The organism is Aeromonas sp. QDB34, assembly GCF_027705405.1.
Taxonomy (GTDB): domain Bacteria; phylum Pseudomonadota; class Gammaproteobacteria; order Enterobacterales; family Aeromonadaceae; genus Aeromonas; species Aeromonas hydrophila.
On record NZ_JAPDBT010000025.1, the window covers coordinates 21,575 to 36,401 of the forward strand.

Sequence of the window (14,827 nt, forward strand, 5' to 3'; positions counted from 1 at the left end):
GAGGACGCGAGCAACTTGCATCACCCGCCCCACAGGCGCAGACTGTTTGGCCTTGTTTCGACTCAAGGCACCCATCATGACGCCAGCCATCAACCTGCTGAAGAAGCTCAAGATCCCCCACAAGCTCTACCCCTACGAGTGCGAAGCCCACGACGACTTCGGCAAGCATGCCGCGACCCAGCTCGGCCTGCCGGAGGCCCAGGTGTTCAAGACCCTGATCGCCCATCACGACAAGCAGGCGGTGGTGGCCATCGTCCCCTCGTCCGGCCTGTGCAGCCTCAAGCAGCTGGCCAAGGCCACCGGTCTCAAGAAGGTGGAGATGATGAAGCCGGCGGAGGCAGAGAAGCTGACCGGCTACAAGGTCGGTGGCATCAGTCCGCTGGCCCAGAAAAAACTGCTGCCCACCGTGCTCGACGACTCGGCCATGCAGTTTGACGAGATCCTGGTGAGCGGTGGCAAGCGCGGCCTTTCGGTGGGGGTGGCACCCGCTGACATGCTGCTCCTGATGAAGTGGATCGCCGCCCCCATCGGGGAATAAAAACGTGAGCGGGCCCGCCACTGCGCAGGCCCGCCCGGCCAGTCTCGTTTACGGGAGCATGCCCAGTGCGCGGCGGCCATGGTCGTTCAGATCGGCCAGGGTGAAGCGCCCCTGCCAGTCGGCCTCGTAATCTTCGCGGGGGAAGTCGCCAGGCGAAGCCCCCTGCTCCAATGCCTGCCGCACCAGGCGCGCATAGGCCATGTTCTTCTCGCAGCGGGGCGCTGCCGGAATATACATGACGTTGCCCCACCCCTGCTGCTGCTCCACCGGCGCCACGCCGTGGATCAGGTCGCAGTGCCACCAGACCGAATCCCCTGCGGTCACCGCCGGGATCGAGCTCATCGCCCGCAGCAACAGCGGATGCCAGGTCTCGGAGACCGGCAGCACCTTGCCCGGCGCGACACCGCACAACTCATCTTCCGGCACGTCCGGCTGCAGCGGCCGCAGCAGCACGTAGGCCATCGCCTCGGGGATCGGCACCACGTGCAGCAACCCCTGCCCCGGCAACATGTCGGAGAGCGCCGTCCACCCCTGGAAGGTACGAAATACCGAGCACTTGGTGGTGTTCTCCACACTGTACTCCTCGACCTCGGTGCGATGGGCCGCATCCCAGGGATCGTAGGCGGCTATGTCCCCCCGGAAAATCGGTGCGAACACCTGCAGGTAGGCCGGCAGCAACCAGCGCTCGAGGGCCCCCGAGTCGGTATGGGCCCCCAGCCCGCGAGAACAGGTGCCGGGCGGACGGCGGCGAATGCGATCGGGATAGATGATGCTCACGTCCGGGTCGAACCAGTGTGTCCCATCCGGTCGCTCGAACTGCCACAGGCGGTTAAGGAACGACTGCACGTTCGCCATCTCGTCGCTCTGGCGCGCCTCCATCTGGGCCCGTGACCAGTAGATGGGATAGATCTCGGGGCGCGACGCGGCAAGGGAGCCGAAGAAACTGTCGCCGGGACCGCGATACAGCTCATCAAAACGGTTGAGATCCAGGTAGTCGAGCATGTCGCGATCCCAGGCCAGCGCCCGTTCCCGTGCAAAGTGTCCGCGGATCACCAGGCAGCCGCGCCGCCGTATGGCTGCACGCTCGGCCTCGCCGACCTGGCCCGCCACCAGCGCCTGGTAATCCAGTTCTGGCCACACTGGCTCACCACGGGCTCGCAGCGCTTCCACCTCGACCACCCGCGCCTCGATGCGGCGGCTGACCTCGGCAAAGACCGCCTCCACGTCGCCGAGTTGTGCGCGCAGGGCTTGTTTCATCTGACGGATGGCCGCCTTGTGATCGGCGGGCAACTGGGTATGGGTGACGCTCATCTTGCCTCCTGGATAATGGACGAAAGCCAGTAAATTGCTTTCGTTCGAAATAACATTTAATTTCAAAAACAAGATACATTAAAAAAATGTTAATACAATCCTCGCCGCACTCGAGCAGTGAAGGCGCAGCAGAGAAGCCGTGCAGAGAGAGAAGCGAAGGGAGATCGGAAGCGAGCAGACAAGACGGCAAAAGCAACAGGGCGGCCATGGCCGCCCTGGTTTATTCAAACGCCGCGCAAGGCGGCCGTGAGGGTCGAGAGGCGCAGGCGCTGGTGCCCCTGTGCATCGAAGTTGTCAGGCGCCAGCCAGCGCTCGAAGCAGGCCTGCAGCGCCGGCCACTCGCTATCGATCACCGAGAACCAGGCGGTATCGCGCGTGCGCCCCTTGTCCACCCTGCTCTGGCGAAAGGTCCCCTCGTAGCAGAAACCAAGGCGCAGCGCCGCCTGCCAAGAGGGCTGGTTGAAGGCATTGCACTTCCATTCGTAACGCCGATAGCCGAGGGCAAAAGCATTGGCCATCATCAGCGCCATGGCCGCCGTCGCCAGCCGCGAGCGCTGCAAGGCGGGGGAAAAGTGCAGCCAGCCCACCTCGATGCTGCCAGCCAGGGGGTCGATGCGCAGATAGCTGGCCAGCCCCAGCGGCTGTTCGCCATGCTCGTCGAAGATGGTGTAGAACTGGGGATCTTGCTTGGCGGCGCACTCTCGCAGCCAGACCAGCATGTCCGCTTCTGTTGCATAAGGGCCTGTAGTCAGGTAGGTCCACATGGCCCCGCTGTCGGCGCTGAAGGCCTGCCACAGGCCGGGGCCATGACGCTCAGGATCCAGCGGCGCCAGCCGGCAACCCCAGCCGTTGAGGGGGCGACGGGGCGGGAACTCGGCGCCCCGCCAGTCGGGCAGCGGCGCACCGACCGGCTGGCCGAACTCGTTCAGATGGATGTCAGCAGCCACAGGCAATCCCTCCCGTTTGCAGCACGCCCGGTTCGCTACCGGTGGCGACGGCAAAGCCGTCCTGCCGCCACCAGTGCAGACCGCCGATCAGCTCCTTGACCTGAAAACCGAGCGCCGCCAGCTTGCAGGCACCCCGGGTCGAGCCGTTGCAGCCGATGCCGTCGCAATAGCAGACATAGACCTTGTCCCGCGCCAGCGCGGCCGTAGTGGCCGGGTTCATGGTGGCGTGGGGAAAGCTGATGGCACCGGGGATGTGTCCCTCGGCGTAGTGACCGGCAGAGCGGGTGTCGATGACCACGATCCGCTCTTCGCCGGCCAGCAGATCGGCGGCCAGATCCGCCGGATCGGTGCGCAAGGCCAGCTGGGCCTCGAAGAAGAGGCGGGCTTGTTCGGCACTGGCCAGCCCGCTGCTCAATACATGACTCATAGTGACGCTCCTTGTACTCAAACCCGGATCCGGGTGGTGATGTCGGTGGTGACCGAGTTGGCGATGAAACACTCCTCGTGTGCTTGGTGGTGCAACTGCTCCAGCGCGGCCAGATCTGGCTGACGTTCACCGCCGAACTGCACCAGCGGCTGCAGGGTGACCCGGGTGATGGCCTGACGACCGCGGGCATTGGCTTCCATGATGCCCACCGCCTCGTCCCGGTAGCTCTCCACCAGGTAACCCCCTGGCCGCCAGCCAGAGGAAGGTGAGCATGTGGCAGCTTGAGATCGCCGCGACGAAGGCCTCTTCCGGGTCGACGTTCTCGGCCACCGACCAGGGCAGCGGCACCACGTGGGGAGACGAGGAGGCGGGCACCCTGACGCCGCCGTCGAACTCCCACCAGTGGGCCCGGCTGTAACCTTGATCGACGAAGGGCTCGCTGGCCCCGCGCAGCCAGCTGATGGTGGCGCTGTACTCCGACATGCAGACTCCTTTCATTGCCAATAGTTGTGAATCCCGAACCTTGAGCCTCAATGTAGCGACATAATGGCCTTGCCACGCCGACCAATTTTGCCAATATGAGCAGACCAATTAGCGCCCGGGAGATCCCCATGCCTGCCCTGCCCACCCTGTTTGCCACCCAGCAAGCCAGCGATCTGCCGCTGCACGAACAGCTGGTCCGCACCCTGCGCTCGGCCATGCTGGCCGGCCACCTGCCCCAGCACAGCAGGCTGCCCGCCAGCCGCATGCTGGCCGCCGATCTGGGGGTCTCCCGCAGCACGGTGGAGCTGGCCTATGGCCGGCTGGAGGCGGAGGGCTATCTGGTGCGCAAGGTGGGGGCCGGCAGCTTCGTGGCACTGGCCGCGGTCTCCCCAACTCCGCGTCCGCCCCAGTCGGCGGCCGGTCTGTCGCGCCGAGGTCAGGAGATGGCCGACAGCGGCGCCTGTCACGACGTGCCCGAGGTGGGCCGCTCCTTTGCCTCCAGCCAGCCGGATCCCCGCCTCTTCCCGCAGGCCCTGTGGGGCCGGTTGATGCAGCAGCAGTGGCGCCGGCACGCCGGCGACTGGATGAATTACGGGGAGCCGCAGGGGCTGGAGGCGCTGCGCGGCGCCATCAGCAGCTATCTGGTGCAATCGCGCGGCGTGGTGTGCGAGCCGGACCAGATCCTGATCCTCACCAGCTCCCAGCAGGGGATCCTGCTGGCGACCCAGCTGCTGATCGATGCCAGCGATACCGTCTGGGTGGAGGATCCCGGCTACCCCGGGGCCCGCACCGCCATGGAGAGTGCCGGCGCCCGGGTGCACCCGGTGCCGGTGGATGAAGAGGGGCTCAACCCGCAGGGGGAACACCCGGTGCCGCGGCTCATCTACACCACGCCCGCCCACCAGTATCCGCTCGGCGTGCCCATGAGCCTGCCGCGGCGGATGGCGCTGCTGGCCGAGGCCGAGCGGCACGGCGCCTGGATCCTGGAAGACGACTACGACGGCGAGTACCAGTACGATCAGCGGCCGCTCCCCGCCCTGCAGGGGCTGGATGGCCAGGGACGGGTACTCTACGTGGGCACCTTCAGCAAGGTGTTGTTCGGCTCGCTGCGCCTCGCCTACCTGGTGCTGCCCAGGCCGCTGATGGAGTCCTTCTGTCGGGCCCGGGCCGCGGTCGACGGCCACAGCAACCAGCTGCTGCAGGCGGTGACCGCCGACTTCATCCGCGCCGGCCACTTCGCCACCCACCTGCGCCAGAGCCGGCTGGTCTACCAGAGCCGCCGCGACCTGTTGCTGGCCGAGCTGGCCAGCCACTGCCCCGCCCTCACCCCCATCCACAGCGGGGCCGGCCTGCAGTGCGCCGTGCTGCTGCCCCCCGGCGGCGAGGCGCGCTGGACAGAGACCGCCAACGCACAGGGGCTGGGGCTGCGCCCCCTCGGCCAGTTCTACCTGGGCCCGCCGACGCAGGAGGGGTGGCTGCTCGGCTTTGCCTCCCTCGACAACCAGGCCCTGCGCCGTCTCTGCCGCCAGCTGGGCAGCCTGCTGGCCACCCGCTGAAGGCGGCCCGTCTGCTCAGCCTTGGGGGCCGGTTTGCCCCTGCTCGCGGCAGAGCGCCAGCCAGGCCTCGGCGGTGCGGGAGAGGTAGCGCTCGCTCGGCCAGATCACCCCGAGCCGCCAGCTCAGCTCGGGCACCAGCGGTCGCAGCACCAGCCCGTCCGGCGCCAGCCGCCGACAGATGGGCTCGGGCAAAAAGGCGACCCCCATGCCGCTACGCACCATGGCGGTGAGAAAGTCCCACTGACTGCTGCGCGCCGCCACCTGGGGCTCGAAGCCGGCCACTCGGCACGCCTGCTCCAGCCGCTCGCTCAGGGTGAAGGCCTGGGTGTAGAGCAAGAAGGGCTCGTCGCAGAGCGCCTCCAGCCGGATTTCAGGGCAGTCGCGCCAGCGCGGCAGATCGGGCAGCACCACCTGGATCGGGTACTGGTCCAGCTCCAGCGCACTGAGGGCGCCTCCCTCTTTGGTCGGCAGCATGGTGATGGCGAGATCCAGCTCCCCTTCCAGCACCGCCTGCTCGATGCGCCGGCCGCCGTACTCGACGATGGAGAGCTCGACCCTGGGGTAGCGACTGCGGTAGGCGCGGATCAGATCGGCATAGACGTGGCCCACCATGGGCGGAATGCCGAGTGCCAGCCGACCGAATTGCAGGCTCTGCAGATCGGCGAGCTCCGCTTCCAGCTGCTGCATCTCGGCCAGAATGGTCTGGGCCCGGTTGAACAACACCCGGCCGCTGTCGGTCAGGGTGAAGCGGCGCCCCGCGCGGCTCAGCAACGGCTGACCCAGCTCCTCCTCCATGTTGCGGATCATCTTGCTGATGGTGGGCTGGGTGACGAACAGTTTCTCGGAGGCGCGGGTGAAGCTCTGTTCCCGCACCAGTTCGACAAAGTAACGCAGGGCGCGGATGTCCATGGCTCTCTCCTGGCGGACGGCAAAACCTGATCATGCCTCTTTGGCATGATTTTGATAATTTAAATTCATTTTTTGCAGGTTTGGCCTCTCTCTATACTGTGAGCAAGTTCACAGAAAGACCTAGATCATGAAAGCCCTCTGCATTCGCTGGTTCCAGACCCCCTTCCAAATCGCCCTGCTGGCCGCCATCTGGCTGCTGGCGGATCTGGCGGTACGTACCTTCCATCTGCCGCTGCCTGCCAACCTCACCGGCATGCTGGCCCTGCTGGCCTTGATCCTGCTCGGCGTGGTCAAGACCCACTGGTTCAGCGCCGGCGCCCGCTGGTTGCTGGCCGAGATGCTGCTGTTCTTCGTGCCGGCGGTGGTGGCGGTGGTCAACTATCAGGATCTGCTGCTGCAGGAGGGGTGGCGCATCATGGTGGTACTGCTGCTCAGCACCATACTGGTGCTCGGCACCACGGCGCTGGTGGTGGACCGGGTCTATCGCCTCGAGTTGAAACTGGCCCGCCGGAGTCGTCGTCATGTCTGATACCTTGCTCGGCCTGCTCTGCTTCGCCCTCACCCTGCTGTTCTACTACGCCAGCAAGTGGCTCTACGGCAAGAAGCGCATCCTGCCCCTGATGCCGCTGCTGCTGGCCCCCACCCTGCTGGTGGCGGTGGTGATGCTGTTCCACATCCCCTATCAGGACTACATGGCCGAATCCCACTGGCTGCTGTGGCTGCTGGGGCCGGCCACCGTCGCCTTCGCGGTGCCGGTCTACGAGAACCGCCAGCTCATTCGCCGCCACTGGCTGTCGTTGTCGGTGGGGGTGGTCGCCTCGGTGGTGATGGCGGTGGGCAGCACCGTGCTGCTGGCCCGCTGGCTCGATCTCTCCGACATGCTGCAGCGCAGTCTGGCGATGCGCTCCATCACCACCCCGTTTGCGGTGGAGGCGACCCGCGCCATCGGCGGCCAGACCGATCTCACCGCGCTGTTCGTGGTGCTGACCGGCGTCATCGGCATGGCGGTCGGCGAGAGCGTGCTCACCCTGCTGGCCATTCGCAGCCGACTCGGCAAGGGGGCAGGGTTTGGTGCCTCGGCCCACGGCGCCGGCACCGCCAAGGCCTATCAGATGGGTAATGAAGAGGGAGTGGTCTCCAGCATGGTGATGATGATCGCCGGCATGGTGACCGTGCTGCTGGCCCCCCTGCTCGGCCAGCTGTTCTGGTAACCAGCGCGTCGGTAAAAGCCGGGTTTCCCGGGCCCAGGCCCCCAGCCTTGGCGCCACAGCCGCTACACTCAACTCAATGTGACAGCAGTGAGCGGTATGATGAACCACAGAGTGATGATCCTCGGGCTGCTGGCCGGCAGCCTGTTCTTCTCCCCCCTTCTGCCGGCCCTGGACATAGTGACCCACGTCAGCCCGGAGAGTGAGCGGGACCTGCGCACCCTCTACGGCCAGCAGCTGCTGCAACTGGCGCTGGAGAAGACCCGCGACAGCTTCGGCGACTACGAGCTGCGACCGGCCCCGCCCATGAGCCGGACCCGGCTGCGCCAGGTGCTGCAGTACAACTTCTACCCCAACCTGCTGGCCATCGACAGCTTCCCGCGCCCGGAGGGCAGCCACGATCTCGACTACGTCCGCTTCCCGGTGGATCTCGGCATCCTCGGCTATCGCATCTGCTTCGTCAGCCCCAAGCAGCAGCAGGCCGTGGCCCAGGTGCGCACCCTGCACGAACTGCAGCAGTTCAGCCATGGCCAGGGTCGCGGCTGGCAGGATGCCGACATACTGCGCAGTGCCGGCTTCAAGGTGCAGGAGGTGGAGGGCTACGAGCGGCTGTTCAAGCTGGTGGTGCGCGGCCGGGTGGATCTGTTCTGCCGGGGAGCCAACGAGCTGCTGACCGAACTGGATACGCACCGGGATCTGGGACAATTGACGGTCGACCAACATCTGGCGCTCTACTACCCCTTCATCCACCTCTTCTACAGCCACAAGGACAACCAGCACGCCCTGCGCCGGGTTCGGGCTGGCCTGCAACTGGCCTGGCAGGACGGCTCCCTGCAGGCGCTCTGGCTCAAGACCTTCAAGCCGGCGCTGGATTTTGCCAGGCTGGACCAGCGGCTGCTGTTCAGGCTGGACAACCCCTTGCTGCGAGGGCTCGACTTCGATTACCAGCCCTATCTTTACGATCCCCTCACCCAGCGCTTCGGGCCCGGCGAGCCGGCCAGCGGCAAGCAGTGACCCTAGCGGCTCCCCGCTCACCGCCGGGGAGAGCCACTACACTCAGAGGAGTCTCAGCCTTTCACAGGAGCTCATGATGCACTGGACCCCGCTGCTCGCCCTGCTGCTGGCCCTACCCGTGCTGGCCAGCCCGACCCTGTTCACCTACATGAGTCCGGAGAGCGAGCACGATCCCAGAAGCACCTATGATCGCGAGCTGCTGCGCCTGGCGCTGGAGAAGACCCGCGCCAGCCATGGCGACTACCGGATGCAGGCCGCGCCCCCCATGACCCTGGCCCGGATGTGGGTCAGCCTGCGCTTCAATGACTACCCCAACCTGTTCGCCATGGACAGTTACCGCTCCGATCGGGACATGAGCGGCATCGACTACGTGCGCTTTCCCATCCACCTCGGCATCGTCAGCTACCGCATCTGCTTCGTCAGCCCCGAGCAGCAGAGCGCCGTCGCCGGAGTGACCAGCCTAGAAGGGCTCAAGCGCTTCGACATCGGTCAGGGCAAGGGCTGGCTCGATGTGCAGATCCTGCAGCGAGCCGGTTTCAAGGTGCAGGAGGTGGAGGGCTACGAGCAGTTGTTCAAGATGGTGGCGCGTAGCCGTTTCGCGCTCTTCTGCCGCGGGATCAACGAGTTGCCCCAGGAGAAACTGAACCACCGGGATGTACCCGGGCTGGTGATGGATGAGAGCGTGGCGCTCTACTATCCGCTGCCCAGGGTCTTCTTCACCCACAACAGCAACCAACAGGCCATCGCCCGGGTGCAGCAGGGACTCAAGGCCGCCTGGCGCGACGGCTCCCTGCAGGCGCTCTGGCTGAAGACCTTCAAACCCTCCCTGAGCTTCGCCCACCTCCATACCCGCCGGCTGTTTCGGCTGGAGAATCCCTACATCGAGGGGATCGACTTCAACTATCAGGACTACTTCTACGACCCCGTGCAGGGGCGCTTCGGCCCAGGTGAATAGCCACTCGCCTGCCGTGCAGGCGCAGCAATGAAAAAGCCCGGGTCAGTGACCCGGGCTTTTCTGTTCATGCCTCGTCAATCCTCGAGGAAGGTCCACTCGTCGCGCACCCGGCTGATGGCGTCGAGCCGCCGCTTGGCCAGCTGCTCGCGAATAGCCTCCCCCTTGAACCCGGCCGCCACTATCTCCTTCACCGGCACGGCCTGGGCCGCCGCCAGCGCCTGCGCCACATAATCGGGCTCGGCATAGACCCGCTCCTCGAAGCCGGTGCGGCCGTGGAAGTCGGCGCGGCAGGCGTCCAGCAGCTGGGCGAAGCGCTCCGGCCTGCGCCAGGCATCGGCCTTGTCGAACACCTTGAGCAGGGTCGCGGGCTTGAGCTCGAAGGCGATGTGGATATGGGTGTGCAGGTCGCTCACCAGCAGCGCCAGATCGCGGCACTCGTTCGGTACCCGGAACCGCTCGCAGAAATCGCGGATCAGCGGCAAGCCCTTCTGGCCGTGGCCATGGTGGCTCGGCCAGAACTCCGGCGGGGTCAGCCCCTTGCCAAAGTCGTGGCACAGCGCCGCGAAGCGCACCGCCAGCTCAGGTGAAAGCCGGCAGGCCTGTGCCAGCACCATCATGGTGTGGATGCCGGTATCGATCTCCGGGTGCCACTTAGCGGGGGCAGGCACCCCGAACAGGGCATCCAGCTCGGGGAACAGCGCCGCCAAGGCGCCGCACTCACGCAGTACTTCGAAGAACACCTGCGGGGTCGGTCCCAGCAGTACCTTCTCCAGCTCCTTCCAGACCCGCTCCGGGGTCAGGTGGGCCAGTTCGCCGGCCTCGGTCATCTCGCGCATCAGCGCCAGCGTCTCGGGGGCCACCACGAAGCCCTGAGCGTGGAAGCGGGCGGCGAAGCGGGCCACCCGCAAAATGCGCAGCGGATCTTCGGCAAAGGCGGGGGAGACGTGGCGCAACAGCCGTTGTTTCAGATCCTCGATGCCGCCATAGGGATCATGCAGTTGCCCCGCCTCATCCTCGGCGATGGCGTTGACGGTGAGATCCCGGCGCAGCAGATCCTGCTCCAGCGTCACCTCCGGCGAGGCGTGGCAGACAAAGCCGGTATATCCCCGGCCCTGCTTGCGCTCGGTGCGGGCCAGCGCGTACTCCTGCTGGGTCTTGGGGTGCAGGAACACGGGAAAATCGCGGCCCACCTGGGTAAAGCCCAGTGCCAGCATCTGTTCCACGGTCGCCCCGACCACCAGGTGATCCCTGTCGCCCTGCGGCAATCCCAGCAGGCGATCCCGTACCGCGCCCCCAACCAGATAAGTCTGCAAGCTGTGTCTCCCTTGATAAACCTGTCCCGATTATACCGGTTTGGCCGGTGGAGACTATGGCTGCCCCCATCCCCCGTCGGCGGGACGAGCCGACGATGGCCCAGTGAGAGGCAAAACGCACCTCGCCACCCGCCTTGCCAGCCAACCCGGCGGCGCCCTTTCTCCCGCCGGCAAATCAGGGTGCGCGCTGGCCCCCCTTATGGCATCCGGGTCTTTGACATCCCTTTGGGGAGGCTTTAACCTGCCGCCCATAACAACGGAATGGATCCTTATGTACACACAGTTCTTCGGTCTGTCGGAGCACCCGTTCTCCATCTCGCCCAATCCCAAATACCTCTACATGAGTGAACGCCACGGGGAAGCCCTCGCCCACCTCAACTACGGGTTGCAGGATGGGGGCGGCTTCGTGCTGCTGACCGGGGAAGTGGGCACCGGCAAGACCACCGTCTCCCGCTGCCTGTTACAGCAGTTGCCGGCCGAGACCGAGATCGCCTACATCCTCAATCCATCCCTGACCGAACGAGATCTGCTGGCGGCCATCTGCGACGAGTTCCAGCTGGCCTATGGCCAGGAGGCCGGCCTCAAGCAGCTGTTCGACCTCATTCGCGATCACCTGCTGGCCAATCTGGCGGCGGGCAAGCGCAGCGTGGTGCTGGTGGACGAAGCCCAGCACCTGCTGCCCGGCGTGCTGGAACAGCTGCGCCTGCTCACCAACCTGGAGACCGACGAGAAGAAGCTGCTGCAGGTAGTGCTCATCGGCCAGCCCGAGCTGCAGCAGATGCTGCGCCAGCCCCTGCTGCGCCAGCTGGCCCAGCGCATCACCGCCCGCTACCACCTGCTGCCGCTCTCCTGCCAGGACGTGGACGCCTATGTCCGCTTTCGCCTGCAGGTGGCCGGCTGCGTGCAGCCCATCTTCACCCCCAAAGCTATCCAGACCCTGCACCGCCTCTCCGGCGGTATCCCGCGCCTCATCAACCTCATCTGCGACCGCGCCCTGATCGCCGCTTTCGCCCGCGGCAGCCACAAGATAGTGCACGGCGACATCAGCCTGGCGGCCTTCGAGGTGAGCGGTATCCGTGACGAGGGCACCTGGCAGTCCGGCTTGATGGTGGCGCTGGTCGGCGCCTTGTTGGTGGCCACCGGCTGGTGGGGCTGGCAGTTCTTCGGTTTCTTCCCGACCCGCCCGGTGGTCACGGTGGAGGTGCCGGTCAAGGTGGACGACACCCCGGAGCAGCAGGAGCAGCTGACCCGCGCCATCAATCAGGCGCTGGAACCGGACAGCGCCATGCAGAATCTCTACAAGGTGTGGGGCTACCAGACCGAGCTGGAAGAGGCCACCTGCGACAACGCGCCGCGCGCCGGCTTGCGCTGCCAGGAGGGTGAGGCCTCCCTGGCCGATCTGCAGGCCCTGCAGTATCCCGCCCTCGTCAGCCTGACCGACGAGACCGGCGGCACCTATTACGCCACCCTGGTCAACCTCGGGCCCGACAAGGCCAACCTGCTCATCGGCAACCAGAGCTGGCAGGTGGACAGGCAGTGGCTGAGCGATTACTGGGGCGGCAGCTACACCCTGCTGTGGCGCATGCCCAAGGGGGGCGTCACCCTGATCGGCAACAACGCCGGTCCCAACCAGGTACAGTGGCTCGACAATGCCCTCAGCCGGGCCCTGCAGCAGCCGGATCGCAAGGTCCGCCGCTTCGATGCCGAGCTCAAGACCAAGCTGCAGCAGTTCCAGCGCGCCCAGGGGCTGAACCCGGACGGCATCGCCGGCAGCAACACCCTGCTGCGCCTCAACGTGATGGCTGGCGAACCCATGCCGAAGCTGGAAGACCCTGCCCAGCGGGCCAGCAAGCCGGCCAAGCTTGATCCGGCAGAGGATGACGATGCCATGAACACACTGTCGGAGGAGGCTTCCTGATGTCCACCCTGCTCAAGGCGCTGCGGCGGGCCGACCAGCCCCAGTTCACCCCGCACATCCCGGCGATGGGACTGCCGGTCAGCCAGGAAGAGGAACAACCCAGGCGCTGGATCTGGTGGCTGCTGGCCCCGCTGGCACTGGTGATGGGGGCTGCCGCCAACTACGGCTGGCACCTGCTCAACAACCGCCCCATCGAGAAGACGGTGGAGGTGAAAGAGGTGGTGACGCCGCCCTTCGTGCGGGTCGAGCCCAGGCCGATGATCACCCGTCCGCTGCCACCGCCGCCGCCCGACCCCGTGGTCATCCCCAAAGCCGATGCCCAGCCCGCACCGGCCCCCGCCGACAGCAGCCAGGGGCTGGCCGAGCGCATCCTCAATGCCCTCAACAACACCCCGTTGCAGCAGAGCGCGCCACCACAGGTGCCGGCCGAACTGCAGGCCACGCCGCTCAGCGCACTGCCGCAGGCGCTCCGCCAGCAGGTGCCGCCGCTGGCCTACGGCGCCCACGTCTTCTCCTCCAACCCGGCCAACCGGGCCGTGACCCTGAACGGGCGCACCTACCGGGAAGGCAGCGAGGTCGCCCCCGGCGTCACCCTGCTCGCCATCGCCCAGGATTACATCATCCTGCAGGTGGGCGGCCAGAACGTCAGCCTCAAGGCGCTGCAGGACTGGCACGGCTGAAGCGCGCCCCTGCCAGCCCGAGGCTGGCCACCATTTCAAGAGGGAGCCTGAGAGCTCCCCTTTTTAATCAATAACATGAGAACAACGTGAGCAATCCGAACAACACCACCTTCGCCAACCGGGCGTTGCACTGGTATCAGCGCCAAGACCGCTACACGTTAGTCAACTTAGTTTTAAATCAATAACATGAGCATAATGTGAACAACTCAGATAACGCGACCTTCGCCACCAGGATCCTGGACTGGTATCAGCTCCACGGCCGCAAGACCCTGCCCTGGCAACAGGAGAAGACCCCCTACCGGGTCTGGGTCTCGGAAATCATGCTGCAGCAGACTCAGGTCGCTACGGTCATTCCCTACTATCAGCGCTTCATGGCCCGCTTTCCCGACGTGCTGGCACTGGCCGACGCCCCCATCGACGAGGTGCTGCACCACTGGACCGGGCTCGGCTATTACGCCCGCGCCCGCAACCTGCACAAGGCGGCCCAGCAGATCCGCGACCTCCATGGCGGCCTCTTCCCGGAGCAGCTGGAGGAGGTGATGGCGCTGCCGGGGATCGGCCGCTCCACCGCAGGCGCCGTGCTCTCCCTCTCCCTTGGCCAGCCCCACGCCATTCTGGATGGCAACGTGAAGCGGGTACTCACCCGCTGGCTGGCCCTGCCCGGCTGGCCCGGCCAGAAGCAGGTGGAGAACGATCTGTGGGAGCTGGCCACCCGCCTCACCCCCAAGCTCGGAGTGGCCCACTACAACCAGGCCATGATGGACATGGGGGCCACCGTCTGCACCCGCAGCAAGCCCGCTTGCGAGCGCTGCCCGGTGCGGGAGGATTGCCAGGGGCTGTCGCAGGGCAACCCCACCGCCTACCCCAACAGCAAGCCCAAGAAGAGCATCCCGGCCCGTACCGGCATCATGCTGCTCATCCGCCACGGCGATCAGCTGCTGCTGGAGAAGCGGCCGCCGCAAGGGATCTGGGGCGGGCTCTACTGCTTCCCCCAGGTGGAGTCGGACGCCGAGGTGGCGGGGCTGTTGCAGCGGCTCGGCCTGACCGGCAGCGAACCCCGTGAACTGGCCGGTTTTCGCCATACTTTCAGCCACTTTCACCTCGATATCCGGCCCATGCTGATCGAAACCGACGCGCCGCCGGCCCCCCTGCTCATGGAAGCGGATAACCGACTCTGGTATAACTTACGCCATCCTGCAGAGGTGGGTCTGGCGGCCGCCACGGCCCGTCTGCTCGCCTATCCGGACTTACAACCATAGAGGTCAACATGAGCCGTACCGTATTTTGCCAGCGCCTGAAAAAAGAGGGCCCGGGTCTCGATTTCCAGCTCTACCCCGGTGAACTCGGCAAGCGCATTTTTGACAACATCAGCAAGGAAGCCTGGACTGAGTGGCAGAAGAAGCAGGTGATGCTGATCAACGAGAAGAAGTTGAACATGATGAACCTCGAGCATCGCCAGCTGCTGGAGAAAGAGATGGTGAACTACCTGTTCGAAGCGGGTGAAGTGGCCATCGACGGTTATACCCCGCCCAGCAAATAATCCGTGAACGGGGCCGGCCTGCGCAGGC

At 65.8% G+C, this 14,827-nt stretch carries 15 protein-coding genes and 1 pseudogene; 10 read left to right on the forward strand and 6 right to left on the reverse strand.

The annotated features are described in order from the left end of the window. The first annotated feature begins 76 nt into the window (after positions 1–76). On the forward strand, positions 77–538 hold the full coding sequence (ybaK, locus tag OKC29_RS20480; RefSeq protein WP_073351841.1) for a Cys-tRNA(Pro) deacylase: 462 nt from the start codon (positions 77–79) through the stop codon (positions 536–538). Positions 539–586: 48 nt separating this feature from the next. Here the strand turns inward: ybaK and OKC29_RS20485 are convergent, their stop codons facing one another. From OKC29_RS20485 to OKC29_RS20500, 4 genes and pseudogenes are all read right to left on the reverse strand, one after another. Next, positions 587–1,849, reverse strand: coding sequence for a DUF1479 domain-containing protein (locus tag OKC29_RS20485; RefSeq protein ID WP_073351844.1), 1,263 nt, complete (start codon positions 1,847–1,849; stop codon positions 587–589). Between the two features lie 224 nt (positions 1,850–2,073). Beyond that, positions 2,074–2,796: a GNAT family N-acetyltransferase gene (locus OKC29_RS20490; protein ID WP_073351846.1), complete on the reverse strand. Its 723-nt coding sequence runs from the start codon at positions 2,794–2,796 to the stop codon at positions 2,074–2,076. Continuing rightward, complete coding sequence (locus OKC29_RS20495) at positions 2,786–3,223, reverse strand: rhodanese-like domain-containing protein (RefSeq protein ID WP_073351848.1); 438 nt, start codon at positions 3,221–3,223, stop codon at positions 2,786–2,788. The genes OKC29_RS20490 and OKC29_RS20495 overlap by 11 nt, the downstream gene beginning before the upstream one ends. Positions 3,224–3,240: 17 nt before the next feature. Next, positions 3,241–3,706, reverse strand: a pseudogene (locus OKC29_RS20500) (OsmC family protein). Positions 3,707–3,834: 128 nt separating this feature from the next. Here OKC29_RS20500 and pdxR point away from each other — a divergent pair. Next, on the forward strand, positions 3,835–5,262 hold the full coding sequence (gene pdxR, locus OKC29_RS20505; protein WP_073351850.1) for a MocR-like pyridoxine biosynthesis transcription factor PdxR: 1,428 nt from the start codon (positions 3,835–3,837) through the stop codon (positions 5,260–5,262). Positions 5,263–5,277: 15 nt separating this feature from the next. On the opposite strand, the gene OKC29_RS20510 is transcribed toward pdxR, so the two are convergent. Further along, on the reverse strand, positions 5,278–6,171 hold the full coding sequence (locus tag OKC29_RS20510; protein ID WP_044800874.1) for a LysR family transcriptional regulator: 894 nt from the start codon (positions 6,169–6,171) through the stop codon (positions 5,278–5,280). A 127-nt stretch (positions 6,172–6,298) separates the two neighbouring features. On the opposite strand from OKC29_RS20510, the gene OKC29_RS20515 reads away from it, so the two are divergent. The 4 genes from OKC29_RS20515 (at position 6,299) to OKC29_RS20530 (ending at position 9,348) form a co-directional block, all read left to right on the forward strand. Next, positions 6,299–6,700: a CidA/LrgA family protein gene (locus OKC29_RS20515; RefSeq protein ID WP_011707491.1), complete on the forward strand. Its 402-nt coding sequence runs from the start codon at positions 6,299–6,301 to the stop codon at positions 6,698–6,700. Next, a complete protein-coding gene (locus OKC29_RS20520) occupies positions 6,693–7,382 on the forward strand; it encodes an LrgB family protein (RefSeq protein WP_011707492.1) in 690 nt (229 codons plus the stop codon). Before OKC29_RS20515 ends, OKC29_RS20520 begins: the two co-directional genes overlap by 8 nt. Before the next feature lie 96 nt (positions 7,383–7,478). Further along, positions 7,479–8,393: a hypothetical protein gene (locus OKC29_RS20525; RefSeq protein ID WP_073351852.1), complete on the forward strand. Its 915-nt coding sequence runs from the start codon at positions 7,479–7,481 to the stop codon at positions 8,391–8,393. A gap of 76 nt (positions 8,394–8,469) precedes the next feature. Next, positions 8,470–9,348, forward strand: a complete 879-nt coding sequence (locus OKC29_RS20530) for a hypothetical protein (protein WP_073351853.1) — start codon at positions 8,470–8,472, stop codon at positions 9,346–9,348. Between the two features lie 74 nt (positions 9,349–9,422). Here OKC29_RS20530 and OKC29_RS20535 read toward each other — a convergent pair whose 3' ends face one another. Then, the gene (locus tag OKC29_RS20535; protein WP_016352105.1) at positions 9,423–10,661 is read right to left on the reverse strand and encodes a multifunctional CCA addition/repair protein; all 1,239 of its coding nucleotides are present in this window, start codon (positions 10,659–10,661) and stop codon (positions 9,423–9,425) included. Between the two features lie 271 nt (positions 10,662–10,932). On the opposite strand from OKC29_RS20535, the gene exeA reads away from it, so the two are divergent. The 4 genes from exeA to OKC29_RS20555 all read left to right on the forward strand — a co-directional run bounded on the left by exeA (position 10,933) and on the right by OKC29_RS20555 (position 14,799). After that, positions 10,933–12,579 carry a type II secretion system protein ExeA gene (exeA, locus tag OKC29_RS20540; RefSeq protein WP_162275779.1) on the forward strand — a complete coding sequence of 549 codons (1,647 nt, stop codon included), beginning with the start codon at positions 10,933–10,935 and terminating at the stop codon, positions 12,577–12,579. Further along, positions 12,579–13,259 carry a GspB family T2SS assembly factor variant ExeB gene (gene exeB / locus OKC29_RS20545; protein WP_073351855.1) on the forward strand — a complete coding sequence of 227 codons (681 nt, stop codon included), beginning with the start codon at positions 12,579–12,581 and terminating at the stop codon, positions 13,257–13,259. Before exeA ends, exeB begins: the two co-directional genes overlap by 1 nt. Positions 13,260–13,456: 197 nt before the next feature. Further along, entirely contained in the window at positions 13,457–14,518 is a 1,062-nt protein-coding gene (gene mutY, locus OKC29_RS20550; protein ID WP_060390644.1) for an A/G-specific adenine glycosylase, read from the forward strand. A gap of 8 nt (positions 14,519–14,526) precedes the next feature. Next, on the forward strand, positions 14,527–14,799 hold the full coding sequence (locus OKC29_RS20555; RefSeq protein ID WP_005305420.1) for an oxidative damage protection protein: 273 nt from the start codon (positions 14,527–14,529) through the stop codon (positions 14,797–14,799). The last annotated feature ends 28 nt before the right edge of the window (positions 14,800–14,827 follow it).